The sequence below is a fragment of the Mycobacterium sp. ACS4331 genome (assembly GCF_001667265.1).
In the GTDB taxonomy this organism is placed as follows: domain Bacteria; phylum Actinomycetota; class Actinomycetes; order Mycobacteriales; family Mycobacteriaceae; genus Mycobacterium.
Genome location: NZ_LZHW01000011.1, coordinates 47458 through 71197, shown reverse-complemented (window position 1 = coordinate 71197; position 23740 = coordinate 47458). Strand labels below are relative to the sequence as shown.

Sequence of the window (23740 nt, the reverse complement as noted above, 5' to 3'; positions counted from 1 at the left end):
CCCCCCCCCCCCCCCCCCCCCCCCCCCCCCCCCCCCCCCCCCCCCCCCCCCCCCCCCCCCCCCCCCCCCCGCGCCCCGCCCCCCCCCCCCCCCCCCCCCCCCCCCCCACAGCCAGATGTCAGGACGGGAAGCCGGTCAGGATGACGCCATTGCAGTCGGCGGCGGCCTGCCGCAACTTCACAGCGGCCTGGTACTCGTCGGAGTAGTACCACTCCTTGGCCGCGTCCACCGACTCGAACTCCAGCACGACGGTCTGCGTGCCGTGCCAGGAACCCTCAACGACCTCGGGCTTGGTGTCCACGGCGACGATCTTGGCCTTGCCCATCGCGGGCATGGCCAACTTGGCGTACTCCTTCATGCCCTCGGGATCCTTGATGTCCTCGGTGATGATGACGTAGCCCTTGGCTGCCAACGGTCTCTCCCTTGTCTCGAAGCGGCGGCGCCGAGAGAATGCCGCTCTACCATTTCGGTAGTGAGATTCCCAGAACGGGTGGCCCACGTCAACGGTGCGGGGTGACCACGACCACTCCTAGAACGTGTTCTAGATTGGCTCACAACATTGGCGGGTGGTGCGGGAGGTCATGACCGACATGAGCGGTGATCCGATCAGCTTCAATCTGAGCACGGTCTTCTCGACGGTGGCCGACGCCATCGGAGAACAGGAGTTCCTGGTCTGGCGCGACAAGCGCTTCACCTACTCCGAGTTCGCCGCGCGTGTCGAGGGCGTGGCCAACCACCTCGCCGCGGTCGGCCTGGGCTGCCACACCGAACGTTCGGACCTGCTCGGCCACGAAACCGGGCAGGACCACCTGGGCCTGTATCTGCGCAACGGCAATGAGTACCTGGAAGCGATGATCGCCGGTTATCGCGCCCGGGTGGCACCGTTCAACGTCAGCTACCGCTACGTCGAGGAGGAGTTGGTCTACCTACTGACCGACTCGCGCGCAACGGCTTTGGTGTACAACGCGGAATTCGCGCCGCGCGTCGCAGCGATCCGTGACCGCCTGCCCGATCTTCGCGTGCTGATCCAGGTCGCCGACGAGTCGGGCAACGAACTGCTGCCGGGCGCGGTCGACTATGAATCGATCGTGTCCACGCCCGCCCCCGAGGGCGGACTCCCCGAGCCCACGGCCGATGACCTGTACGTGCTCTACACCGGCGGAACGACCGGCATGCCCAAGGGCGTGCTGTGGCGTCAGCACGACATCTTCATCTCCGCCATGGGGGGCCGCCCGTTCGGCAGCGACACCGCGCTGACGTCGTATGAGGAGATCGCGGAACGTGCACGCGCCGCGGCCGGGGCCATGTCGCTGTTGATGCTTCCGCCGTTCATGCACGGCGCGGCACAGTGGGCCGCCTACAACATCATCACCATGGGCGGACGCATCGTGATCCCCGACGATGTCGAGCGCCTGCGTCCCGCTGATGTGCTGCGCCTGGTGGAACGTGAACGCGTACTGAGCATTCCGGTGGTCGGCGACGCCATGGCACGGCCACTGGCCGACGAGATCGAGCGTGGCGACTACGACCTGAGCGGTCTCATCTCGATCACCAACGGTGGTGCCCCGATGTCGCCGACGGTGCGGGAGCGCCTGCGCGCTGCGCTGCCGCACGCGCTGCTGATCGACGCCGTCGGATCCTCGGAAGCCGGACAGCAGATGAACACCGTGACCACGGGTGACGACAAGCCCGCGGTGTTCAACCCAGGGTCGGACACCGCCGTCGTCTCGACCGAACTCGACCGCGTGCTCTCCCCCACCGAGGACAACCCGGTGGGGTGGCTGGCCCGTCGGGACCTGATCCCGCTCGGGTATCTGGGCGACGAGGCCAAGACCGCGCGCACCTTCCCGACCATCGACGGCGTGCGCTGGTCGGTGCCCGGCGACAAGGCCCGCTACCTGCCCGACGGCCGCATCGAACTGCTGGGCCGCGACTCGGTGACCATCAACTCCGGCGGCGAGAAGATCTTCGCCGAGGAGGTCGAGCGTGCCATCGCGGCGCACCCGAACATCTACGACGTGGTGGTGGTGGGCCGGCCGTCCGAGCGCTGGGGCAGCGAGGTGGTCGCGATCGTGCAGTTGGCCGAGGGCACGTCGGCCAGCGACGAGGAGCTCGCCGAGACCTGCAGTCGCAGTATCGCGCGGTACAAGGTGCCCAAGGCGTTCATCCGGACGGAGAAAGTCATGCGCTCGCCCGCGGGGAAGGCGGACTACCGCTGGGCCCAGTCCGTCGCCGTTTCCGCCCATAACAACGTTTCGGCGGCAAAGGTCGAGTGAATCCCGCCATTTCGTCGATCTCGGCGGGTCATCGCTTCAGCGGACGCCCCGCCGACTCGCGCAGCGTCAGCACCGTCAGCAGTGAGATCGCCGCCGCGGCAATCACGTAGTACGCGGGCGTGATGGGATTGTCGGTCGACGTCGTCAGCCACGTCACGATGTACGGCGTGGTGCCACCGAACGCCGCGACGCACAGGTTGTAGCCGACCGCGAACCCGCTGTAGCGCACACGCGTCGCGAACAGTTCCACGCCGGCCGAAACGGCCGCCGAGATGTAGCAGCATTCGATGACCGCCAGGCCGATGTGGGCCGCGATCGCCGCCGCCAGCGAGCCCGAATTGAGCAGCAGGAAAAGCGGATACGCGAATACAACGAATCCCACCGAGCCCGCGATCAGCAGCGGTCGCCGGCCGATCCGGTCCGACAGGGCCGCCAACGGCAGGATCAGAATGATCGCCACCACGCAGGCCACCGTGATCGAGACGAAGGCGTCGGTCTTGGAGAACTTCAGGGTCTTGATGAAGTACGTCGGCAGGTAGGTGAACACCACGTAGTAACCCACGTTGAAGACGATGAAAAGGCCGATCACCTGCAGAATCTGCCGCCATGAAGTCGAGACCGACTCGCGCAGAGGCGATGTGGCGACGCTGTCGGTCTCGTTGAGTTCCTTGAACTCCGGGGTGTCGTCCAACCGCAACCGGATGTAGAGCCCCACCAGGCCCAGTGGCCCGGCGATCAGGAACGGGATGCGCCACCCATAGGTGTCCATGGCCGCTGCGGGCAACAGGGCCTGCAGCAGGGTGACCGTGACCGACCCGAGCAGGAAGCCGACGACGCCGGACCAGACCATGAAGGTGATGGTGCGACCTCGGTGCGCGGCGTCGGCGTACTCGGCCAGATAGACGGCGCCGCCGCCATATTCACCGCCGGCCGAGAAGCCCTGCAGGCAGCGCAGCAGGAGCAGCAGCAGTGGTGCGGCGATCCCGATCGACGCGTAGGTGGGCAGCAGGCCGATCGCGAGCGTGGCGGCCGACATCAGCAGGATCACGATGGCCAACACGCGGTGGCGGCCTATCCGGTCACCCAGGGGCCCGAAGACGAAACCGCCCAGTGGACGGGTGAAGAACGCCGCGGCGAAGATCGCGAAGGTGTTGAGCAGCGCCGCGGTGTCGTTGCCCGCAGGGAAGAAGTTGGCCGCAATGTAGGTCGCCAGGAACCCGTAGATCGCGAAGTCGAACCACTCCACGGCGTTGCCGATCGATGCGCCGGCGATGACCCGGCGCAACGCCGTCGCCTGCGGTTCACGCAGTTCCGTCACGGAAATCCCCCTCTCCTCACACGGGAGGCGAGCTTACAAGTTCTCCGCGCCACCACAGGCCAGAGGCGCGGGCTACGACGCGCGGTACACGCCCCGGCCGGTCCCCAATGGCAGATCCAACGTCGTCCGGATCCCGGGTGGCGCCGCGACGACGTCAGGGATGGCGTTGACGATGCGTCCCGCGGCGGCCAGTATCGCGGCGTAGTTGTGGTCGCCACGCCTGCTCGTCGGGCAGATGTCGACGACGTAGGACGGTTCGCCGGTGATCTCCACACGGTAGGACCCACCGGGTTGGGCGGGTCGCGCCCAGTCGGGACGCAGATCCTCACGCACCCGCGTGACGTGCTCGACGACGATCACCGGCTTGCCGTCGACCAGACCGTTGATCTCGAAGCGCATCGCCGCGATGGTGCCCTTGGCGATCAGCCCGGCCGCGACCTCGATGTCCTGCGGCGCGGGCTCGAACTCATGGCTTGCGGTGATCTCGTCGACCTCGACGCCGATCCCCGCCGCGAGCATCTGGATCGCGGTGCCCCACGCCGAGGCCAGATATCCGGGCCAGAACAGGAACCCGGGCTGATCCAGCGGTTTGCCGAAGCCCATGACGTCGAACATCACCTCGGCGCCGTCATACGTGGCGTAGTCGGCGATCTCCATCGTCTTGATCTGTTCGATGCGCTGGCACGTGCTGGCCACCGCGAACGGAACCAGGTCGGTGACGAACCCGGGGTCGACACCCGTGATGAAGACCGACGAACCACCCTCGTGGGCAGCGTCTTCCACGCGCTTGATGGCCTTCTCCGGCACCGCACCGCCCCATGGGAACTGCAGGCCGCCTGGGGCCGAGCCCACGACGTTGATCCCCGCCGCCAGCGCGGCGCGCACCTCCCGGGTCGCCTCCACCGGACGCGTGTCGCCCATGGCGCAGTACACCAGGCAGTCCGGCTTGCTCGCCAAGGCGGCGTCCATGCCCTTGGTGGCGAGGATGCCGGTCGTCACGTCCAATCCCGCCAGCTCTCCCGCGTCCCTGCCGACCTTGTCGTCCGTCGACACCCCCACCGCGGTCAGTTCGAACCTGGGGTCCTCGATCAACTGGATCAGCGCCAGTCGGCCACAGTTACCCGTTCCGATCAGTGCCACGCGGATGGCCATTGATGAACTCCGTCCTGTAGGGATGTCTTCGCAGTATGCGCGGTCTCGGACGAGATTGGAACAGGTTCTAATTTGGTGCGGTAACGTCACCGGCCATGGGACGCGTGGACGGCAAAGTGGTGGTCATCAGCGGCGGAGCGCAGGGGATGGGGGCCGCGCATGCGCGGATGCTGGTGGCCGAGGGTGCCCGAGTGGTGATCGGCGACATCCTCGACGAACCCGGCGAGGCCCTGGCCGCCGAGCTCGGTGACGCCGCTCGCTATGTGCACCTCGACGTCACGCAGGCCGACCAGTGGGACGCCGCGGTGACGACGGCCGTCGAGAACTATGGCGGCGTCACGGGCCTGGTGAACAACGCCGGCATCGTCGCCCTGGGCAAGATCGGCAGCTTCGATATGGCCCAGTGGCAGAAGGTCATCGACGTGAACCTGACCGGCACGTTCCTCGGTATGCAGGCCGTGGTGGGCGAGATGAAGAACGCCAAGACCGGTTCGATCATCAACGTCTCGTCGATCGAGGGCCTGCGCGGTGCGCCGATGGTGCACCCCTACGTCGCCTCGAAGTGGGCCGTGCGCGGCCTGGCGAAGTCGGCCGCGCTGGAACTGGGCCGGCACAACATCCGGGTCAACTCGGTGCATCCGGGTTTCATTCGCACCCCGATGACAGAGCACTTCCCCGACGACATGGTCACCGCGCCGCTGGGACGCCCGGGTCAGTCCGAAGAGGTCTCGACGTTCGTGGTGTTCCTGATCAGCGACGAGTCGTCCTTCGCGACGGGCGCCGAGTTCGTCGTCGACGGCGGCCTGGTGACCGACGTCAACCACAAGGACAACATCTTCTAGAAGCCAGTCTTCCAGAAGCCCTCACCTCGAAAGCCCCTGAGCGTCCGCCTTTGTACGAAACTCACGGCGTGTCGCTGTACAGACCCGCACGCTCGCGGGAGAGGAATGCGCGGTGCTCGGCCGGCCCGCCGAACAGCGCCCGGTTCAGCGTCGCGCGCTTGAGATAAGTGTGAATGCCGCTCTCCCACGTGTAGCCGATGCCGCCGTGCAACTGCATGGCCTTGCCCGCGACCTCGACGGCGGCCTCACCGCAGTACGCCTTGGCCTTGGCGGCAGCGCGTGCGGCGTCCGGATCACCTTCGGCGACAGCAACACTCGCGGCACTGACCAACTGCCGCGCGACCGTCACCCGTACCAGCATGTCGGCGCATGCGTGCTTGACGGCCTGGAATGAACCGATCGGGCGGTCGAACTGCTCGCGCACCTTCACATAGTCGACGGTCGCGTCCAGCATCGCGGCGGCCACGCCCAAGCTGTCGCACGCCAACGCCACGCAGGCCCGGTCCCGCACTGCGCCGAGGACAGACACCGGGTCACCGGCGACAGTGAGCACCTCAGCAGGCGCTGAATCCGCGGACACCGTTGCCAGGCTGCGGGTCTCGTCGAGCACGGCCTGATTGACCACCGAGAGCTGCTCACCCCGCACCGCTGCCACCACGACATCACCGTCGACACCGACAGCAGGCAGCAGCACCCACGCCGCGCCGACGACATCGGGCACGAACGCCGCACTTCCGCTCACATGACCAGCGCTGTCCACCCGGAAAGCCGGCTCAAAGTCGCGATGGTCCCCAGGGATCGCCGTCGCGACACCCACTGTCCCTGCCGCCAGACCGGACAGCAGCTGATCGCGTAAACCACTGGGCTGCAGCTCATTCAGCAGTCCCACACTGAACACCGCGGCGCCGAGGAATCCGCTGGCAACAGCGGCGCGACCCATCTCCTCACCGACGATCGCGACCTCACGGAACGTCGCACCTGCGCCACCGCGGTCCTCGGCGACCTCCAGTCCAGTCCACCCGGCCCGCGCCAGCACGTTCAGCGCAACCGCGCCGCCGCGCTGCTTGCCCAGCAGATCACCGGCGACCGAACGAAGTTCGTCATGAAGGTCACTGAAATCGAGGGTCATCGAACGCTCGGCTCCCGCGGCAGGCCGAGACCACGCTCAGCGATGATGGTTCGTTGGATCTCGCTGGCACCTCCGGGAATCGTCCATTCCCACGACCCGATGAAATCCAGTACCCACGAACCGGATTCCCATCCACTCGACAGTGGCTTGGACAACACGGTGTGCGCGGCCACGCCACCGATGTCGACCGCGAAGTCGGTCATCCGCTGCAGCAGTTCGCTGTAGTACAGCTTGACGATCGAGGCGTCCGCCGCACCGGAAGTGCCGGCCTCGCTGCGCTCCACCAGATCTCGGCAGAGTCCTCGCAGCCCGTCGATCTCGATCTCGAAGGCGCTCAGGCGATCCTGCACGGCGGAGTCGTCGATCGACCGGCACGCATCCACGAGCCAGCGGAACCCCGCATGACCCAGGCGCTCGGCGAGTTCCAGCATCGTCATCCCGCGCTCGGCGCCCAGCGTCGCCTGCGCGACCTGCCACCCAGCGTTCTCCGGCCCCACCAGGTTCGCGGCGGGGATCTCGACGTCGTTGAGGAAGATCTCGCAGAAGTGCGACTCACCGACGGCGTTGCGGATCGGGCGGACGTCGATTCCCGGTGTCGTCATGTCGAGCAGGAAATATGAGATGCCCTTGCGCTTGGGCGCATCGGGATCGGTGCGCGCGAGCAACAGGCACCAGTCGGCATGCAGCCCACCGCTGGCCCAGAGCTTCTGACCGTTGACGACGTAGCGGTCCCCCACCTTGCGGGCCGTGGTCCGCAGGCTCGCCAGGTCCGATCCGGCCTCAGGTTCGGAGAACCCCTGCACCCAGATCTCGCCGTCCAGGATCGCAGGAAGATGTCGGCGGCGCTGTTCCTCGGTGCCGGCCACCAGCAGTGTCGACGCGGCATGGTGAATACCGACGAAGGCCAGCACCAGGCGTGGCGCGTCGTGGCGAGCCAGCTCCTGGTACAGCACGATCTGCTGGGCGACAGACATGCCACCGCCCCACTCGGCGGGCCAGTGCGGCACCGCATAGCCCGCGGTATGCAGTTTGGCGAACCAGGACTTCTGGAAGGCGACGAACTCGTCGTCCCCGACACCCGTCTGGCGCGCACGCCAATCGGTCGGCACATGTTCGGCGCACCAGGTCCGAACGGTCTGGCGGAACTCCTCCAGTGCGACGTCGGTCATGCCGAGTACAGTCCGCTCAGACCGCGGCCGTCGATTCGGCCGGTCAGCAGATCACGTGTCGCCGAAAGCCCGAACGGCAGACGCCGCAACGGTTGGCTGTACCGCGACAGCCACGACAGCGTCGTCTCGTCGCAGAACCCCACCGCACCGTGCAGTTGATGGCAGACGCGGAACACCACCTCGGCGGCCTCGATCGCGGCCATCCGCAGTGCGAGTGCATCGTCGAGTGCGGTGTCGGCCGGAACTCCCGAGTCCGGCCCAGCACTCCACAGCGCATGCTTGGCCAGGATCTCGACACCACTGCGCTCGACCTCGGCGTCGGTCAACTGGAACTGCACCCCCTGGAATCCGGACAGCGGCTGCCCGAACTGCTGACGCAGCTTGACGTGTGCGACGGTCAATTCCAGTGCGCGGTCCATCATTCCGAGCAGTGTCCAGCACGGCAGCACCAGACCGAGTGCAACCAGGTCGCCACCCACCGCGTCGACAGACGACAACGAGAGTTCCGCGACAAAGCCGGGACGAATGGCCGAGACCCCCACGACGTTGTGGCGCACACCGTGCAGCGTCACGGCCTCCCAAGGACCGTCGACGAAAGCGATCGGCGCAGACGGGTTGCTCTCCGCGACGAACACCAGACCCGGACCGCCGGGCACGGCAGCGGACAGACGTTCGGCCACCGGGTACGGCAACGCCCAGTACCCGGCGCTGCGGCACAGCGCCGCCGCAGCCTCGAGACTGTCGGCGTCGGTCCTGGGGTCCAGATCCCACGCCCCGAGTTCGGCCAGCACCGGGCCGACGAGTGCCTCGCGGGTCTCGGGTTTGGCCTCGGCCTGCTGCAGCAGTTGATCGCCACCGGCGGCCTCGAAGGCCCGCTGCGCCTGTCGCCCGAATTCGGCTGCCTCGTCGCTGAGTTCGAGGATCATGATGCCGCCAACAGGGCACGCGACAGCAGGATCCGCTGCATCTCGATGCTGCCGGAGGACACCGTGGACGCCTGGGAGTACCGCCAGTGGTCCTCGACCTCTTCGCGGAATCTGCGCACCGCGGGATCGGTGACGTCAGCCGCGGCCACGATCTCCATCAGCACCTCGGCGCTGTCCTGGTCGAGCTTGGTCACCGCGATCCGGTACCCCGAGGCGTCCCCGGGGCGCACCTGTCCGGTGCTCTGCAGCGACACCAGCCGGTAGGCCAGCAGGCGAGCGCGCCGGCAGTGCACCAGCATCCGAGTCCATCTGGCGCGCAACTCATCCGGCACCGCAGTCCATGCCGACCCCAGGGCCCCGGGCGCGGCCTGCAGCAGCTTCTCACACCGTGCGTACCGCGCGATCCCGACCCGTTCGAAGGACAGCACATCCTGCACGATCGACCACCCCGCACCGACCTCGCCCAGCACGTCGGCCTCGGTGACACGCAGGTCGTCGAAGAAGACCTCGTTGAGATGGTGCGGGCCCATGATGCAGCGGATGGGCCGCACCTGGATCGCCGGGTCCGACATCGGCACCAGGAAGATCGTCAACCCCTTCTGCTTCTTGTCCTCTTTCGAGGTGCGGGCCAACAGGAAGCACCACTGGGCCATGGTGGCGTAGGACGTCCAGATCTTCTGACCGCTGACCAGCCACCCGTTTCCATCGTCGGCGGGGCGGGCCGTGGTGCGCAGCGACGCGAGGTCGGAGCCGGCCTCTGGTTCGGAGAATCCCTGGCACCAGATCACCTCCCCGGCTGCAATGGGCGGCAGGTGCTTACGCTTCTGCTCCTCGGTGCCGTGCCGCATGATGATCGGCCCCACCCAGTTGACGCCCATGTACTGAGCACCCCGGGGTTCGTGGTGCGCCCACATCTCCTCACGCACCACGGTCTGCTCCCAGACCGAGGCGTCCCTGCCGCCGTACTCCCGCGGCCACGACATGCACAGCAGTCCCTCGTCTGCCAGGGTCCGGCAGAACTGCTGTGCGGCAGCCAGATCCGCCGGATTGTCGGTGAAAGCGCCCATGAAGTCCTCGGGCAGGTGCCTGCCCACCAGGTCACGCAGCTGTGTGCGCAGCGCCGTGGCCTGCGCGCCCATATCGAAATCCACTGTGTGCGTCCCCTATCCCGATCCCGCCGCGGATTCGGCGTCGGTGGTCGTCAGGCCCAACTCTTCCAGCACCGCGGCGGTGTCGGCACCCAGTTCCGGCGCCGGCCCCCGCACGTGCCCGGGGGTGCTGGAGAACCAGGTCGGCACACCCGGAAACCGGACGGGACCATGCGGTGTCTGCACAGTCTCGAACAGTCCGACGGCCGCCAGATGCGGATCATCGAACAACGCATCCGGGGTGCGAATCGGCGCCGCCGGAATCTCGAGTTCGTTGAACAGCGTGAGCCATTCGTCGGTGGTGCGTTCCTTGAGCGTCTGGGCCACCAGTCCGTAGACCGTGTCGATCTGGCGGGCCCTGCGCTCCAGCGTCGAGTACAGGTCGCTGTTCCACGGCGGTTGGACGGCCTCGACGAAGGCGTTCCAGTGCTTGTCGTTGTAGATCAGGGCCGCGATGTGGCCATCCTTGGTCTCATAGGGTCGACGGTTGGGTGCGACGGTCCTCGGATAGACGGCGGGCCCCAACGGGGGGTCGAACATGGCGCCGTTGGCATGCTCGACCAGCATGAACGAGGCCATGGTCTCGAACATGCTGACCTCGACCTCCTGCCCCTGGCCCGTGCGCTCGCGATGGAAGAGCGCCATCATCGTGGCGTAGAGAGCGGTCAGGCCGGCGACCTTGTCGGCCATGATGGTGCCGACGTAGTTGGCTTCACCCGTCAACTGTTCCTGGACGGCGGGAATCCCGCATTCGGCCTGAATGGTGTCATCGTATGCGGGGCGGTCAGCGTCGGGGCCGCGCCTGCTGTACCCGTAGCAGTTGGTGTAGATGATGTACGGGTTGATCGCCGCGACTTCCTCGTACGAGAAGCCCAGCTTGCTAACCGCTTTCGCACGCATCGAGTGAATGAACACATCCGCGGTGCCGATCAGCGCGCGCAGCGCGTCCCGGCCTGCGTCAGTGCGCAGGTCCAGCACCGCGCTGCGTTTGCCCCGGTTGACGTTGACGAACACCCCGCTCAGTCCGGGCGCGGGTCCCACCGAGATGTACCTGGTGTTGTCACCCTGCGGCGGTTCGATTTTGATGACATCGGCACCCATGTCGGCCATGATCTGCGTGCAGTAGGGGCCCATCACCATCGCGGTCAGGTCGACCACGCGCACACCCTGCAGCGGCCCGGGGCTAGTCATGCGACATCGCCTGCGCGGCCATCCCGAAGCTGTACCGGATGTGGTCGGCGTGTCCGTCCGGAACGACGGGGAAGACGACCTCCGTCGCGGTGTCACGAATCGCGGACAACTCCTCCGCGATCTCTTCGATGGTCCACGACGGACGGTGGACACCCCGCGTCTCGGCGATGTAGGCGCGGGCCACCCGCCCGGCGATGGCGATCAGGATCTCACCTGTGATCGAACAGGTTTCGTGGGCCAGCCAACCGACGGTCGGGGCCACCAGATCGGCGCCCATCGGTGGGTACGCCGATGTGTCGAGGCCTTCGGCCATCCGGGTGACGGCCCCGGGCACGATGACGTTGCACGTGACGTTCGCCGCCGCACCCTCGAGCGCGGCGACGTTCGACAGTCCGATGATCCCGGCCTTGGCCGCGCCGTAGTTCGCGACGTCGTGGTTGCCGTAGAGGCCCCCGATCGAGGACGTCAGGACCAGACGGCCGTACCCGGCCTGCGCCATACGGGCGAACGCGGGCCGGACCACGTGGAAGGCCCCGCGCAGGTGCACATCGAGCACGGCATCGAAGTCCTCGTAGGACATCTGCGCCAACGGGGCTCGACGGACGTTGCCCGCGTTGTGAATCAGGATGTCGAGCTGGCCGTACTTCTCCAGCGCGGCATCGATGATCGCCGTTCCACCCTCGGGAGTCGCCACCGACGCCGAAGATGCGACGGCCTCACCACCGGTACCGATGATCTCCTCGACCACCGCCTGCGCCGGCCCGATGTCAGTGCCCGCACCCGTCAGCGAACCGCCGACGTCATTGACCACCACTTTGGCGCCCCGCGACGCGAGCAGCAGCGCGTACGCGCGGCCCAACCCGCGGCCCGCGCCGGTGACGACGGCGACCCGGCCGTCGAACCGCAACTCAGGTGCCGAGGACGAGACCATCGAGATCGCCCTTGTCGCGCCACTCCTGCAGCAGCTCGCCGAATGCGTAGAAGCCGGGACCGTACGGCTCGCCGAGGTGCGAACGGATGCCCTCGCCCGCCTCCTCGCCCTGACCGCCGCCTTCGTTGTTGTAGTAGCCCGGAGTGCACTGGGCGTCGAAGGCCGAATTGTCGATCGCAGTCTCGCGAATGGCTGCGCCCCAGGCGTCCTGGGCCTCCTCGGTGGGCTCGACCGTGGTGGCGCCACGGTTCAACGCTTCGGCGATGATGTAGGCGATGTGCTCGCCCTGCAGTTCGTAGTTGGCCGAGATGTTGGCCGAGATGCCCACCTGCGTGAATCCCGTGAAGAACTGATTCGGGAAGCCCCGGCTGGTCATTCCGTGCAGGGTCCGGTAGCCGTGGGCCCAGTTGTCGTAGAGCGACACCCCGTCGCGGCCCTCAATGGTGTCGATCGCGTAGCGCCGGCTGATCTCGGTGGTGATCTCGAATCCACTGGCGAAGATGATGCAGTCGACCTCGTACTCCCGCCCGTTGGCCACCAGGCCCCTGCCGGTGATCCGTTCGACGCCTTTGGTCTCGGAGACGTCCACCAGGGTGACGTTGGGCCGGTTGAACGTCTGCAGGTAGTCGTCGTTGGAACACGGCCGCTTGCACAGGAATCGGTAGTACGGCTTGAGTGACTCCGCGGTGTCCGGGTCGTCCACCAGGGCCTCGATCCGGCGGCGAAGGCGCTCCATGACCTTGTAGTCCTCCTCCTCGCGGATGCCCATGAACTCTTCGGGCGTCATCGAGGCGGGGTCGGGCAGTGCCAGCACGCGGGCCGCAGTGTTGCGGCCCAGTTCGGTCCAGAAGTCGCAGACCAGATCGGGCTGGCCCAGAGCCATGCCCTCGAAGGTCCAGGAGTGGAAGTTGCGCTGGCGCTCCTTCTGCCAACCGGGTTGCAGGGTCTTCACCCACTCCGGGTCGGTCGGCGCGTTGTTGCGTTCGTCGACCGTCGAGGGTGTCCGCTGGAAGACGTAGAGGTGCTGGGAATCTCGGCCCAGGTACGGCACCAGTTGCACGCCGGTGGCGCCCGTGCCGATCAGGGCGACCCTCTTGTCGGCCAGCTTCTCCATGCCACCACTGGCGTCACCGCCGGTGTAGTCGTAGTCCCACCGCGAGGAGTGGAAGATGTGCCCGCCGGCCTCGACGAACTCCTTGATTCCGGGGATGCCGGGCAGTTTGGGCCGGTTGAACGAACCGGACGCGAGAACCACGAACCGGGCCCGGATGTCGTCTCCGCGGTTGGTGCTGATCCTCCAGCGGTTGATGCTGTCATCCCATTTCAGGTCACGTACCTGGGTGGAGAAGATGGCCCCGTCGTACAGGCCGAAGTGCTTGCCGATGTTGCGGCAGTGCTGGTAGATCTCGGCGCCGTCGGCGAACTTCTTGCTGGGGATGAAGTCGAGTTCCTCCAGCAGCGGGACATAGCAATAGGATTCGTTGTCGCACTGGATGCCCGGATAGCGGTTCCAGTACCACACCCCACCGAAGTCGCCGCCCTGCTCGATGATGTGCACATCCTCGACACCGGCCTTCTTCAGGTACGCACCGCAGAGCAGGCCCGCGAAACCACCACCGAGAACGGCCACATCGATGTCGGTGTCGATGACGTCGCGCTCCACGAAGGGCGTGTGCGGATCGGCCTCGGCGAACCCGGCGTATTGGCCCGTGGTCTCGATGTACTGCTTGGAACCCTCCTTGCGCAGGCGCTTTTCGCGCTCAACGCGATACTTCTCCCGCAGGGCGTCGATGTCGATGTCGGTGGGCGTCTGGGTGGGCCCGCAACCGTTGTCGATGGCTGTCATGCGTTGGCCCCCTCCGGCAGTGCCGCGGCGTGCAGGGGTGCCGCCATCTCGTGCACGGCGGGCAGCACCTCGGCGGCGAACAGTTTCACGCTTTCCATGGCGTCCTCGTACGGCATGGTGCCGAACTGCGGGACGATGGTGACCTCGGAGAACGAGCACGCCTCCTGCGCGGCCTTGAGCTTCTCGAACACCACCTCGGGCGTGCCGATCAGCAGGTTGGAGGCGTGGTATCCGGGTGGGCCGCCCTTCTTCTGGTCACCGGTCACCGCGGACGCCAGCACCGCAGTCGCGGTGGCCTCGCGCGCCGCGTAGGACTCATAGCCCTTGACGCCCTTGAAATTCGACGCGTCGGCGAAGCCGTAGTGCACGTTGACGTCGCGGTTGGCGGTCCAGATCCACTCCTCGGTCAGCGCCGCGAGCTTCTCGTCCTCCTTGGGAGTGCAGTACATGAACATCACGTTCTTGGGCTGGCAGGGCTCGAATCCCTCCTCGGCGCGGAACGTGTTGACCTTGCGTACCTCTTCGCCGGCATCCCAGATCGGCTTGTTGCCGACGAACAGCGGCACCATCCCGCGTCGGGACAGGATCTCCAGCGATTCGGCGGTCGATGACGAACTGTAGATCCGCGAGAACAGGTCCTTGCTGATCGGTTCGGGGCGCAGCGACATCTCGGGGAAGGAGAAGATCTCCCCGTCGTAGGAGAACCGCTCGCCGCTGAACGCCAACTCCAGGATGTCGAGCGTCTCGTTGAACCGCTGCCGACTCTGCTCACGCGGCACGCCGACGGCATCGAACTCGCTCTTGGACACACCGCGGCCGATGCCGATCGTGTTGTAGCGGCCATTGGAGACGATGTCGAGGTAGGCGATCTGGTGCGCCAACCGGATCGGATTCCACCATGGCGCCACCGCGACGAACGTGCCCAGGCTGACCCGCTCGGTGCGGGCAGCGAAGTAGGTGAGTGCCTGAATCGGGTTGGGCGTCATACCGTATGGCGTGCCCTGGTGCTCGGGGAACCAGATGCCGTCGAAGCCCAGCGGCTCGGCCAGGTCGCCGAGGGCGAGGGCGGCCTGGACACATTTGTAATCCGGCGTCTCCGGTGGGCGGCTGAAGTCGCCGGCCATCACGCGTTCCCAGTCGCGGGAGTTCTGCGCTCCCGTCCCGAGATTGACCTTCATGCTTCTCCTTCGTTTTGGGCGCGTTAACCGGCGGTGAGCGCAGGAAAGCGCGCCGAAGTCGCTACAGGGGGCGCGGCTCGCCGGTGCCCATGTACTTCGCAAGTTGGTGGTGCAGGTTGACGGTGCTGCGTTCGCGGTAAGGATTGGGCATGGTGCCGGGGAAGCCCGCCGACTTCATGCCCTGCTGCACGGCCGCCATGTTGGAGAAGTCCTGGGGCAGCACCGACAGCCAGTTCGGGCTGTCCTGCGGGGTGTACTCCCATTCGGTCTGCGGCTCTTGACCTTTCGGGTACAGCTCCAGGGTGGCCACCTCGAAGATGCACTTGTTCGGGTCGTAGCTCGGGTCGGGCCGCGCGCTGTAGCACAGCGCGGTGGTCAAGCCCTGGCCGATCTGGAAGTTCGGGAAGATCTGCCAGGCAGTGCCGGCCTGTCCGAGGATGTCGGCCGGAATGGTCGGCCAGACGACGCCGCGGGCCTCGTCGTCGCGCCGGGCCGAGGACAGCCAGTGTTCGAGCACCTTGTCCGGCGGCGTGCCCTCGGGCAGCTCGTCGACCAGTCGCTTGGCGGCGTTCACCAGCGTCTCGGTGGTGGTCGCGTTGGTCTGCTCCCAGGTGTACATCTGCATCTCCGCGGTGGAGACGCGGGGGTCGTCACCGGTGCCCAGGCGGATCTTGGACTTGGTGGCTTCCATGTTCTTCGGGGCGTCGTAGCCGATGTTGCTGTGCTTGCCCTGCGCCTTGGCCCAGCCCTTGAATTCGCCGAACTTGTTGAACTCCGGGTGCGTGGTGAACACGTGGTAGGTCTCGTTGAACGCCTCCAGCGCGACCTTCCAGTTGCAGTCGAAGTACAGCCATTTGCGCCATTTGGTGCGCATGTTCTCCAGGCCGAAGGGGTCGAGGATCTTGGCGGCCGGGAACAGGTAGTCGGCCAGCGGCTCGCAGTCGGGATCCATATTGATCCACAACCAGCCACCCCAGGTGTCCACGCTCACCCGGGCCAGATGGGTGTTGGCGGGTGTGAGCGCACCCTTCCAGTCGTCCTGCTCACGGATGTGCGTGCATGCCCCGTCGAGTCCGTAGGTCCATCCGTGGAACCCGCAGACGAACGATTTGCGGGCGCGCCCCGCGGCGTTCTTGGCCCCGGCAGGCACGTCGATGAGGCGGCGACCGCGGTGCATGCAGACGTTGTGGTGAGCCGCGAACTCAGTCGGCCCGATGCGCACCACGATGATCGAGTCGTCGAGGATGTCGTAGGTCAGGTAGCTGCCCACCTCGGGCAGATCCTCGACGCGACCGACCTGCTGCCACACCTTGCGCCACAGCCTGTCCCGTTCCGCACGTGCGTACTCCGGGGACACGTAGGCCTCGACCGGGATGGTCAACGGCTCTGACAGTTCCTCCGCGTGATCGATCGCGGGGATCTCGGTGTCGGTCACGTTGCCTCCCAACTGGTTATAGCCGCACGGAACGTTTCGTCCTTGAGGAACAGCGACGTGTTGTCAGCGCCGAGATGTGTCCAGCGCAGGTTCAGCCCCCCGTCGACCAACAGGGTCTGTCCGGTGATGTAGCTCGACAGCTCCGAGAGCAGGAACAGGATCGCGCCGGCCTGTTCCTCGGGACGGCCGCGGCGCCCCATCGCGATCGCACGCCGATCCCGGTCCGGGTCGGGGTCGACGTAGGTGCCCGAGGCCGGGGTCTCGGTGACGCCCGGCGCTACGGCGTTGACACGGATGTTGTGCGCGGCCAACTCGACGGCCATGGTGCGGGTGGCCGCGACGACGGCGGCCTTGGCGGTGCCGTAGGCGACATGGAACGGCGCGGTGTTCATGCCGCTGATGGACGAGATCGACACGATGGAACCGGGCAGCGCGCTGGCACGCAGTTCCGCGGCCACGGCCTGGCTCATGAAGAACATCGTCTCGAGGTTCTGGGTGAACAGTGCGCGCCAGTCGGATCGGCTCACCCGGGTCGACGGCATCCAGGTCTGCGGCCCGGCGCCGCCGGCCACGTTGACCAGACCGTACAGCTGGCCCCCCGCGCTCCGGGCCGCGTCGAGTGCGGTGTCGATGCCCTCATCGGTGCTCGCGTCGGCGGCGACCGGGATGACCGTCAGCCCCTCGTCGACCAGCGGTGCGACATGCTGGTCCAGGTTCTCCTTGGACCTGCTGACCGCGACGACGATCGCGCCCGCCGCGGCAACCATCCGGGTGACCGTTGTGCCGATGCCGCCACCAGCAGCGCCGGACACGATCACCACACGACCGTCCAGGCCCAACAGCTCGTTTGTCACAGACTCCACCTGTCAGCCCCAGCCGCCAATTGTCTGGACATAAAATGGACATGCACTCATTTGAGAACATCATTCTCTACAGTTCTCTGGCCCGTCAAGACCGAAAATCGGCCGTTGTCGGCACTATTGTCTGGACCAGACTCGATTGATAGTGTCCGAGCCGTGAATGCCGGACAGATGACCCGCTCAGGCCCATTTCCGCAGCACTGCGAAGCGGCCGACGGCTGGCGGGTGGACCGGCTCACACCGCCGAGCCGGCTCTTCGGCGCCAACGGTCTGCGGACGGGACCCGACGGCCGGGTGTACGTCGCCCAGGTCACCGGCAGCCAGATCAGCGCGGTGAACCTGAGCACCGGCGACGTCGAGACGGTCAGCGCCAAGGGCGGCGACATCGTCGCCCCCGACGACGTCGCCTTCGATCCGTCGGGGGCGCTGTACGCCACCGAAGTGATGAACGGCCGGGTCAGCGTTCTCGACATGTCCGGCTCAGGCCGGGCCCGGGTCCTGCGCGACGATATGCCCTGCGCCAACGGCATCACGTTCCACAACGGCCGACTCTTCGTCGGCGAATGCCGCGAAGGCGGCCGAATCTTCGAGCTCGACCTCAACGGCGGCCAGCCGCGGCTGCTGCTGGACAACGTGCCCTCCCCCAACGCGATGGAGGTGGGGCCCGACGGGCTGCTCTACTTCCCGGTGATGGGCGCCAACGAGATCTGGCGGATCGATCCCGACGGCGGCCAACCCGAAACGGTGGCCACCGGCCTCGGCGTACCCGACGCGGTGAAGTTCGACGATCAGGGCCGCATCGTGTCGACCCAGGTCGCCACCGGCCAGGTGCTGCGGATCGATCCCCGCTCCGGCGAACAGAGCGTGCTGGCGTCACTGTCCCCGGGGCTGGACAACCTGACGTTCGCCGAGGGCCGTCTCCTCGTCTCCAACTTCACCGGTGAGATCACCGAGATCACCGACGGGAACACCCGCACGCTGCTGCCCGGCGGGCTCAACTGGCCGTTGGATCTGGCCATCGGAACCGATGGCCAGCTGTACGTCGCCGACGGCACCTACTTCTACGTGTTGCGCGACGGGGCGCTGCAGACCGTCGGCATGCTCTTCACGCCCGGCTATCCCGGCTTCCTGCGCGGTCTGGTCCCCGCGGGCGCCGACGAGTTCGTGGTGACCACCTCCGGCGGTCAGGTGGCCCGATTCCGGCCCGCCGCCGGCGAAACCGAGTACCTGGCTGACGGTTTCGATCAGCTCTACGGCGTGGATCTCACCCCCGACGGCGCGGCCGTGGTCGCCGAGTTCGGCACCGGACGGGTGCTGTCGGTGCGGGGCACCGACGTCGAGGTGCTGGCGACAGGCCTGCAGGGACCGGTCGGTGTGCTGGGCGAACCCGGCGGTTCAGTCCTGGTCACCGAGTCCGGGGCGGGCCGTGTGACGCGCGTATCCTCCGGTGCGACCAACACTGTGCTGGAAGGGCTCGTCACACCGCAGGGCATCACCGAGCGCAACGGTCGACTCTTCGTCGTCGATGCGGGAACGAAGTCGGTGATCGAATTCGACCGCGCGACCGGGTCCTCCCGCGTGATCGCCGCGGGCCTGCCGGTGGGCGCTGCCCCGGGAGTGACACCCAAACCGCTGCTCGGCATGCCGCCGTTCTCCGGACCGCAGGGACCCTTCGCAGGGATCACCGCCGCACCCGACGGCACCCTCTACGTCTCGGCTGACGGTGACGGCAGCGTCCTGGCACTGCGTCCGGCCACAATGTGACACGACCATGACGACGCAGAGCTCCTCGACTGATCCCCGCTACCTTCAGGTGGCGCGCGTGCTGCGGCAGGAGATCGTCGACGGGATCTACCCCGTCGGCTCGCAACTGCCCACCGAACACGCTCTGTGCGAACGCTTCTCGGTGAGTCGTTACACCGTCCGCGAGGCCCTGCGCCGACTGCGCGACGACAACCTGATTGCGTCGCGTCCCCGTGCGGGCACGATGGTGGTGCCCCGCACGTCGACGAGTTCCTATGCCCAGGACGTCATGTCGATCGACGACCTGATGGCCTTCGCGACGGGCGCACGCTTCGTCATCAACGCCAACAAGATGCTGACCGTGGACGCCGACCTCGCGGCGCGCACCGGCCTGAAGATCGGCGAGGAGTGGCTCGCGGTCGGCGGCTACCGACAGGTCGAGGGCGCACCCAACCCGGTGTGCTTCACGGAGTACTACATCAACCGGTCGTTCGCGGCCGTGGGCCGGATGCTGCAACGACACAACGGCCCGATCTTCCCGCTCATCGAGGACATGTTCGGCCGCAGCATCGTCGAAGTGCACCAGGAGATCTCGGCCGTGCTCATGCGCACCGACCTGGCCGCACGCCTCGACGTCGACCCCGGCACGGCCGCACTCGAGGTGCGCCGCACCTACACCACCTCCGACGGTGAAACCGCCCAGGTCACGATCAACACACATCCGGCATCCCGGTACCGCTACTCCACAACGCTGCGGCGGGTGAAGGGGTGAAGCCGATGCCGGTCACCGAGGACATCAGGGAACCAGCGCATCGACGGGGCTGGTGGGTGTCGACCACGCTGGCCGACACCCTGCGCCAGGCCGCCGAGACCACCCCCGACCGTGTCCTGATCGCCGACGGGGATGTGCGGTTGGACTGCGAGACGCTTCTGCAGCAGGCCGGTGATCTGGCACAGGCCCTGGTGGCCCGGATGCCCGTCGGCAGCGTGGTGTCGTTCATGCTGCCCAACTGGCACGAAGCCGCAGTGGTCTATCTCGGGGCGACGTTGGCCGGCATGGTGGTCAACCCCATCCTGCCGTCGCTGCGCGAGAACGAACTTCGGTTCATCCTCGACGACGCCGGCTCCCGGATGATCTTCGTGCCGGCCGAGTTCCGTGGTCATGACTACCCCGCCATGCTGGACCGCGTCGTCGCGGACGTGAATGATCCCCCGGAGGTCGTGGTGGTGCGCGGTGATGGCCACACGCCCTACGCCGACCTGTTCCACGGCACCGACGCAGACGTGGACCTTCCCCAGCCCGATCCCGACGACGTCCGCATGATCCTCTACACCTCGGGCACCACAGGTCGCGCCAAAGGTGTACTGCACAGCCATAATTCGCTGCACGCGCTGATCTGCCAGCTGCGCGACAACTGGCACATCTCACCCGGTGACCGGTTTCTGGTGCCGTCGCCGATCGCGCACATCGGCGGCTCCATCTACGCCTTCGAGTGCCCGCTGCTGCTGGGCACCACCGCGGTGCTCATGGACAGATGGGACGCTGACGACGCCGTCGCGCTCATGACCGCGCACCGCTGCACGCACATGGCCGGTGCCACGCCGTTTCTGACCCAGCTGCTCGAGGCGGCCCGCCGCGCGGGCACCACCCTGCCGGATCTGAAGGTCTTCATCTGCGGCGGGGCTTCAGTGCCGCCGTCGCTCATCCGCAGCGCGACAGAGTATTTCGATCATGCCGTGGTCAGTCGCGTGTACGGTTCCACCGAGGTGCCGGTCACCACGGTGGGCGCGTGCACACCCGGCGACACCGATCACGCCGCGGGCACCGATGGCCGGCCCGGGATCGCCGATGTGGTGATCGTCGACGGTGAGATCAGGGCCCGCGGGGCGCAGATGCTGCTCGGGTATCTGCATGCCGAGGACAACACCGAGGCCTTCGACGCCGACGGATACTTCCGCACGGGGGACCTCGGCGAATGGATCGACGGCGACTACCTCGTGGTGACTGGACGCGCCAAGGACATCATCATCCGCAACGGCGAGAACATCTCCCCCAAGGAGATCGAAGACATCCTCATCACCGAACCCGGCATCGCCGAGATCGCGATCGTCGGACTGCCTGATCCGCGCACGGGTGAACGCGCGTGTGCGGTGGTCGTGGCCGATGGGGCACCGCCCGACCTCCCGCGCCTGCACGCAGCCCTGGTAGCCGCCGGTGTGGCCAGGTTCAAAGTCCCCGAGCAGGTGGTCATCTGGGATGCGCTGCCCAAAAACGATGCGGGCAAGGTTCTCAAACACCGGATCCGGGCGGCCCTGGCCGAGCCGAACTGAGAGGAACAACCCATGCAGGTAGCGATAGTCACGGGCGCCAGCAGCGGTATCGGATTCGGCTGCGCCACAGCGCTTGCCCAGCAGGGGATCGCCGTGCTGGGCACCGGCCGCGACGAGGAGCGGTTGGCGGCGCTGCGCGATGCGGTGGCCCAGACGACCGGCGACCCCGAACTGGTCAGCACCCTCGCGGTGGACCTCACGGCGGACGACGCGCCCACGCGGATCGTCGAGGCGGCCATCGAACGCTGGGGGCGGATCGACTTCCTGATCAACAATGCCGGTATCGGCAGCCCGAAACCCCTGCACGAGACCGACGACGAGTCCCTCGACCACTTCCTCGGTGTCATGCTGCGGGCGCCGTTCCGGTTGGCGCGCGACGTCATTCCGCACATGCGGGAGGGGTCGGCGATCATCAACATCACGTCCACGTTCGCCGTCGTGGGCGGCCTGCGCGGCGGCGCCTACTCGGCGGCCAAGGGCGGCCTGACCGCGCTGACCACGCACATCGCGTGTCAGTACGGGCCGCAGGGAATCCGCTGCAACGCCGTGGCACCCGGGGTCACCGTCACTCCGATGGTTGCGCACCGTCTCGAAGACGAACGCTTCCGCAAGATCAACACCGAGATGACTCCGCATCAACGCCTCGGCCGAGTCGAGGACATCGCGTCCACGGTGGCCTTCCTGTGCTCGCCGGGAGGCTCATTCATCAACGGGCAGACCATCGTGGTCGACGGCGGGTGGAGTTCCACCAAGTACCTGTCGGACTTCGCTCTCGAATCGCAGTGGGTGCCCCGGTGAACATCTTCAGCGTGCTGGAGACCGCGGCCACGCGGTTTCCCGACCACGGGGCGGTGTACCTGGGCACGCAGCAGCAGTGCACCTGGGCCGAGCTTCGTGACCGCGCGCTACGCTTGGCGTCCTCGCTGCGGCGGTCCGTCTCACCCGGAAGCCGGATCGCGGTCGCGAGCGAGAACCGCCCCGAACTGGTCGAGCTGCTGTTCGGCGTCTGGGCCGCCGACTGCGTGGTCGTGCCGATCAACTTCAAGCTGCACGCCCGCGAGATGGTCGACATCATGGCGGACTCCGGCGCCGCCGCGGTGTTCGCCTCGCCCAAGATCGCCGAGACCCTGACACCTCTGGCCGACACCCCGGTCGAGATTCTCGGCACGTCGTCGTATCACGCGCGCTTCGGCGCCGAACCGTCGGCCGCACCGTCCGCCGACCCCACCGCCCTGGCGTGGCTGTTCTACACCAGCGGGACGACCGGCAGGTCCAAGGGCGCGATGCTGTCCCATCGCAGTCTCCTGGCGATGACGCTGGCGCACCTCGCCGACATCGACTCCCCCGATCACACCACCAGCCTGGTCCACGCCGCGCCGATGTCGCACGGCTCCGGGCTGTACATCCCGGCCTACGTCTCACGCGGTGCACGGCAGGTGATTCCGGCCTCCGGGGCGTTCGACGCCGACGAGTTCCTCGATCTGTGCGGGGCGCATCCCGGCTGCGCCGCGTTCCTGGCGCCGACCATGGTGCAGCGGTTGGTGGACACCGGCAGATCGGCGCCCGAGCACCTTCGCACCGTCGTCTACGGCGGCGGACCGATGTACGTCGACAGCCTCAAGAAGGCCATGGCGGCATTCGGACCGATCTTCGCCCAGATCTACGGACAAGGTGAGTCACCGATGACGATCACCGGGCTGCCCCGGGCCGACCATGTGGCGGCCGACGACGCGGTCCTGGGCTCCGTCGGGTACGCCCGATCCGGCGTCGAGGTGATGGTGGTCGGCCCGGACGGTGCCACGCTCGGACCCGGCGAGATCGGCGAGATCGTCTGCCGCGGCGATGTCGTGATGTCGGGGTACTGGAACAACGCGGCCGCGACCGCGGAGGCACTGGCCGGCGGCTGGCTGCACACCGGGGACTTGGGCTCCTTCGACGACCGGGGACACCTGACTCTGCGGGACCGCTCGAAGGATGTGGTCATCAGCGGTGGCAGCAACATCTACCCGCGCGAGGTGGAGGAGGTTCTGCTCGAGCATCCCGGCGTGAGGGAGGCGTGTGTCGTCGGTGCGCCCGACGCGGAGTGGGGCGAGATTGTGGTCGCCTTCGTCGTCGGAACGGCCGACGAAGGTGCGCTCGACGCCCATCTGCTGGAGCGGATCGCCCGTTTCAAACGACCGAAGCGCTATCTGTTCGTCGACGACCTGCCCAAGAACAGCTACGGCAAGGTGCTCAAGCGCGAACTTCGAACTCGCCTGAACTGAT

At 67.1% G+C, this 23740-nt stretch carries 20 protein-coding genes; 7 read left to right on the top strand and 13 right to left on the bottom strand.

The features are described 5' to 3' along the window. Positions 1-118: 118 nt before the first annotated feature. Entirely contained in the window at positions 119-412 is a 294-nt protein-coding gene (locus A5727_RS03545) for a DUF1330 domain-containing protein (RefSeq protein ID WP_286150017.1), read from the bottom strand. Between the two features lie 178 nt (positions 413-590). On the opposite strand from A5727_RS03545, the gene A5727_RS03540 reads away from it, so the two are divergent. Further along, positions 591-2276 carry an acyl-CoA synthetase gene (locus A5727_RS03540; RefSeq protein WP_068244586.1) on the top strand — a complete coding sequence of 562 codons (1686 nt, stop codon included), beginning with the start codon at positions 591-593 and terminating at the stop codon, positions 2274-2276. Positions 2277-2304: 28 nt separating this feature from the next. Here A5727_RS03540 and A5727_RS03535 read toward each other — a convergent pair whose 3' ends face one another. Both A5727_RS03535 and A5727_RS03530 read right to left on the bottom strand, forming a co-directional pair. After that, positions 2305-3594 carry an MFS transporter gene (locus A5727_RS03535; RefSeq protein WP_502687650.1) on the bottom strand — a complete coding sequence of 430 codons (1290 nt, stop codon included), beginning with the start codon at positions 3592-3594 and terminating at the stop codon, positions 2305-2307. 72 nt (positions 3595-3666) lie between these two features. Beyond that, entirely contained in the window at positions 3667-4746 is a 1080-nt protein-coding gene (locus A5727_RS03530) for an NAD(P)H-dependent amine dehydrogenase family protein (RefSeq protein ID WP_068244542.1), read from the bottom strand. 95 nt (positions 4747-4841) lie between these two features. Here A5727_RS03530 and A5727_RS03525 point away from each other — a divergent pair, with 95 nt between their 5' ends. Next, positions 4842-5588 carry a glucose 1-dehydrogenase gene (locus A5727_RS03525; protein ID WP_068244536.1) on the top strand — a complete coding sequence of 249 codons (747 nt, stop codon included), beginning with the start codon at positions 4842-4844 and terminating at the stop codon, positions 5586-5588. Between the two features lie 61 nt (positions 5589-5649). On the opposite strand, the gene A5727_RS03520 is transcribed toward A5727_RS03525, so the two are convergent. The 10 genes from A5727_RS03520 to A5727_RS03475 form a co-directional block, all read right to left on the bottom strand. Beyond that, complete coding sequence (locus tag A5727_RS03520) at positions 5650-6717, bottom strand: acyl-CoA dehydrogenase family protein (protein WP_068244534.1); 1068 nt, start codon at positions 6715-6717, stop codon at positions 5650-5652. Further along, the gene (locus A5727_RS03515) at positions 6714-7886 is read right to left on the bottom strand and encodes an acyl-CoA dehydrogenase family protein (protein ID WP_068244531.1); all 1173 of its coding nucleotides are present in this window, start codon (positions 7884-7886) and stop codon (positions 6714-6716) included. Before A5727_RS03515 ends, A5727_RS03520 begins: the two co-directional genes overlap by 4 nt. After that, on the bottom strand, positions 7883-8812 hold the full coding sequence (locus A5727_RS03510) for an acyl-CoA dehydrogenase family protein (protein WP_068244528.1): 930 nt from the start codon (positions 8810-8812) through the stop codon (positions 7883-7885). Before A5727_RS03510 ends, A5727_RS03515 begins: the two co-directional genes overlap by 4 nt. Further along, the gene (locus A5727_RS03505) at positions 8809-9963 is read right to left on the bottom strand and encodes an acyl-CoA dehydrogenase family protein (protein WP_068244525.1); all 1155 of its coding nucleotides are present in this window, start codon (positions 9961-9963) and stop codon (positions 8809-8811) included. Before A5727_RS03505 ends, A5727_RS03510 begins: the two co-directional genes overlap by 4 nt. A gap of 12 nt (positions 9964-9975) precedes the next feature. Beyond that, a complete protein-coding gene (locus A5727_RS03500; protein ID WP_068244522.1) occupies positions 9976-11151 on the bottom strand; it encodes a CaiB/BaiF CoA transferase family protein in 1176 nt (391 codons plus the stop codon). Next, complete coding sequence (locus A5727_RS03495) at positions 11144-12082, bottom strand: SDR family NAD(P)-dependent oxidoreductase (RefSeq protein WP_068244520.1); 939 nt, start codon at positions 12080-12082, stop codon at positions 11144-11146. The genes A5727_RS03500 and A5727_RS03495 overlap by 8 nt, the downstream gene beginning before the upstream one ends. Next, complete coding sequence (locus tag A5727_RS03490) at positions 12060-13928, bottom strand: flavin-containing monooxygenase (RefSeq protein ID WP_068244517.1); 1869 nt, start codon at positions 13926-13928, stop codon at positions 12060-12062. Before A5727_RS03490 ends, A5727_RS03495 begins: the two co-directional genes overlap by 23 nt. Continuing rightward, positions 13925-15106, bottom strand: a complete 1182-nt coding sequence (locus A5727_RS03485) for an LLM class flavin-dependent oxidoreductase (protein WP_068244514.1) — start codon at positions 15104-15106, stop codon at positions 13925-13927. Before A5727_RS03485 ends, A5727_RS03490 begins: the two co-directional genes overlap by 4 nt. Before the next feature lie 61 nt (positions 15107-15167). Further along, positions 15168-16541, bottom strand: a complete 1374-nt coding sequence (locus tag A5727_RS03480; RefSeq protein WP_068244511.1) for an aromatic ring-hydroxylating oxygenase subunit alpha — start codon at positions 16539-16541, stop codon at positions 15168-15170. Continuing rightward, complete coding sequence (locus tag A5727_RS03475; RefSeq protein WP_068244583.1) at positions 16538-17395, bottom strand: SDR family NAD(P)-dependent oxidoreductase; 858 nt, start codon at positions 17393-17395, stop codon at positions 16538-16540. Before A5727_RS03475 ends, A5727_RS03480 begins: the two co-directional genes overlap by 4 nt. Positions 17396-17572: 177 nt before the next feature. On the opposite strand from A5727_RS03475, the gene A5727_RS03470 reads away from it, so the two are divergent. Genes A5727_RS03470 through A5727_RS03450 form a run of 5 tightly spaced genes read left to right on the top strand, consistent with a single transcriptional unit; the run spans position 17573 to position 23739 of the window. After that, on the top strand, positions 17573-19165 hold the full coding sequence (locus tag A5727_RS03470; protein WP_068244507.1) for an NHL repeat-containing protein: 1593 nt from the start codon (positions 17573-17575) through the stop codon (positions 19163-19165). A gap of 7 nt (positions 19166-19172) precedes the next feature. Continuing rightward, positions 19173-19916: a GntR family transcriptional regulator gene (locus A5727_RS03465; protein WP_068244504.1), complete on the top strand. Its 744-nt coding sequence runs from the start codon at positions 19173-19175 to the stop codon at positions 19914-19916. Between the two features lie 5 nt (positions 19917-19921). Continuing rightward, positions 19922-21475, top strand: a complete 1554-nt coding sequence (locus A5727_RS03460) for an AMP-binding protein (protein WP_068244578.1) — start codon at positions 19922-19924, stop codon at positions 21473-21475. 12 nt (positions 21476-21487) lie between these two features. After that, entirely contained in the window at positions 21488-22273 is a 786-nt protein-coding gene (locus A5727_RS03455; protein ID WP_068244501.1) for an SDR family NAD(P)-dependent oxidoreductase, read from the top strand. Beyond that, on the top strand, positions 22270-23739 hold the full coding sequence (locus tag A5727_RS03450; RefSeq protein ID WP_068244575.1) for an AMP-binding protein: 1470 nt from the start codon (positions 22270-22272) through the stop codon (positions 23737-23739). The genes A5727_RS03455 and A5727_RS03450 overlap by 4 nt, the downstream gene beginning before the upstream one ends. Position 23740 lies beyond the last annotated feature (1 nt).

Excerpts from the sequence above, each read along its gene's own strand:
- A5727_RS03540 (WP_068244586.1), top strand. The coding sequence starts at position 591 with ATGAGCGGTGATCCGATCAGCTTCAATCTGAGCACGGTCTTCTCGACG.
- A5727_RS03530 (WP_068244542.1), bottom strand. The coding sequence starts at position 4,746 with ATGGCCATCCGCGTGGCACTGATCGGAACGGGTAACTGTGGCCGACTG.
- A5727_RS03525 (WP_068244536.1), top strand. The coding sequence starts at position 4,842 with ATGGGACGCGTGGACGGCAAAGTGGTGGTCATCAGCGGCGGAGCGCAG.
- A5727_RS03520 (WP_068244534.1), bottom strand. The coding sequence starts at position 6,717 with ATGACCCTCGATTTCAGTGACCTTCATGACGAACTTCGTTCGGTCGCC.
- A5727_RS03515 (WP_068244531.1), bottom strand. The coding sequence starts at position 7,886 with ATGACCGACGTCGCACTGGAGGAGTTCCGCCAGACCGTTCGGACCTGG.
- A5727_RS03510 (WP_068244528.1), bottom strand. The coding sequence starts at position 8,812 with ATGATCCTCGAACTCAGCGACGAGGCAGCCGAATTCGGGCGACAGGCG.
- A5727_RS03500 (WP_068244522.1), bottom strand. The coding sequence starts at position 11,151 with ATGACTAGCCCCGGGCCGCTGCAGGGTGTGCGCGTGGTCGACCTGACC.
- A5727_RS03495 (WP_068244520.1), bottom strand. The coding sequence starts at position 12,082 with ATGGTCTCGTCCTCGGCACCTGAGTTGCGGTTCGACGGCCGGGTCGCC.
- A5727_RS03490 (WP_068244517.1), bottom strand. The coding sequence starts at position 13,928 with ATGACAGCCATCGACAACGGTTGCGGGCCCACCCAGACGCCCACCGAC.
- A5727_RS03485 (WP_068244514.1), bottom strand. The coding sequence starts at position 15,106 with ATGAAGGTCAATCTCGGGACGGGAGCGCAGAACTCCCGCGACTGGGAA.
- A5727_RS03470 (WP_068244507.1), top strand. The coding sequence starts at position 17,573 with ATGACCCGCTCAGGCCCATTTCCGCAGCACTGCGAAGCGGCCGACGGC.
- A5727_RS03465 (WP_068244504.1), top strand. The coding sequence starts at position 19,173 with ATGACGACGCAGAGCTCCTCGACTGATCCCCGCTACCTTCAGGTGGCG.
- A5727_RS03460 (WP_068244578.1), top strand. The coding sequence starts at position 19,922 with ATGCCGGTCACCGAGGACATCAGGGAACCAGCGCATCGACGGGGCTGG.
- A5727_RS03455 (WP_068244501.1), top strand. The coding sequence starts at position 21,488 with ATGCAGGTAGCGATAGTCACGGGCGCCAGCAGCGGTATCGGATTCGGC.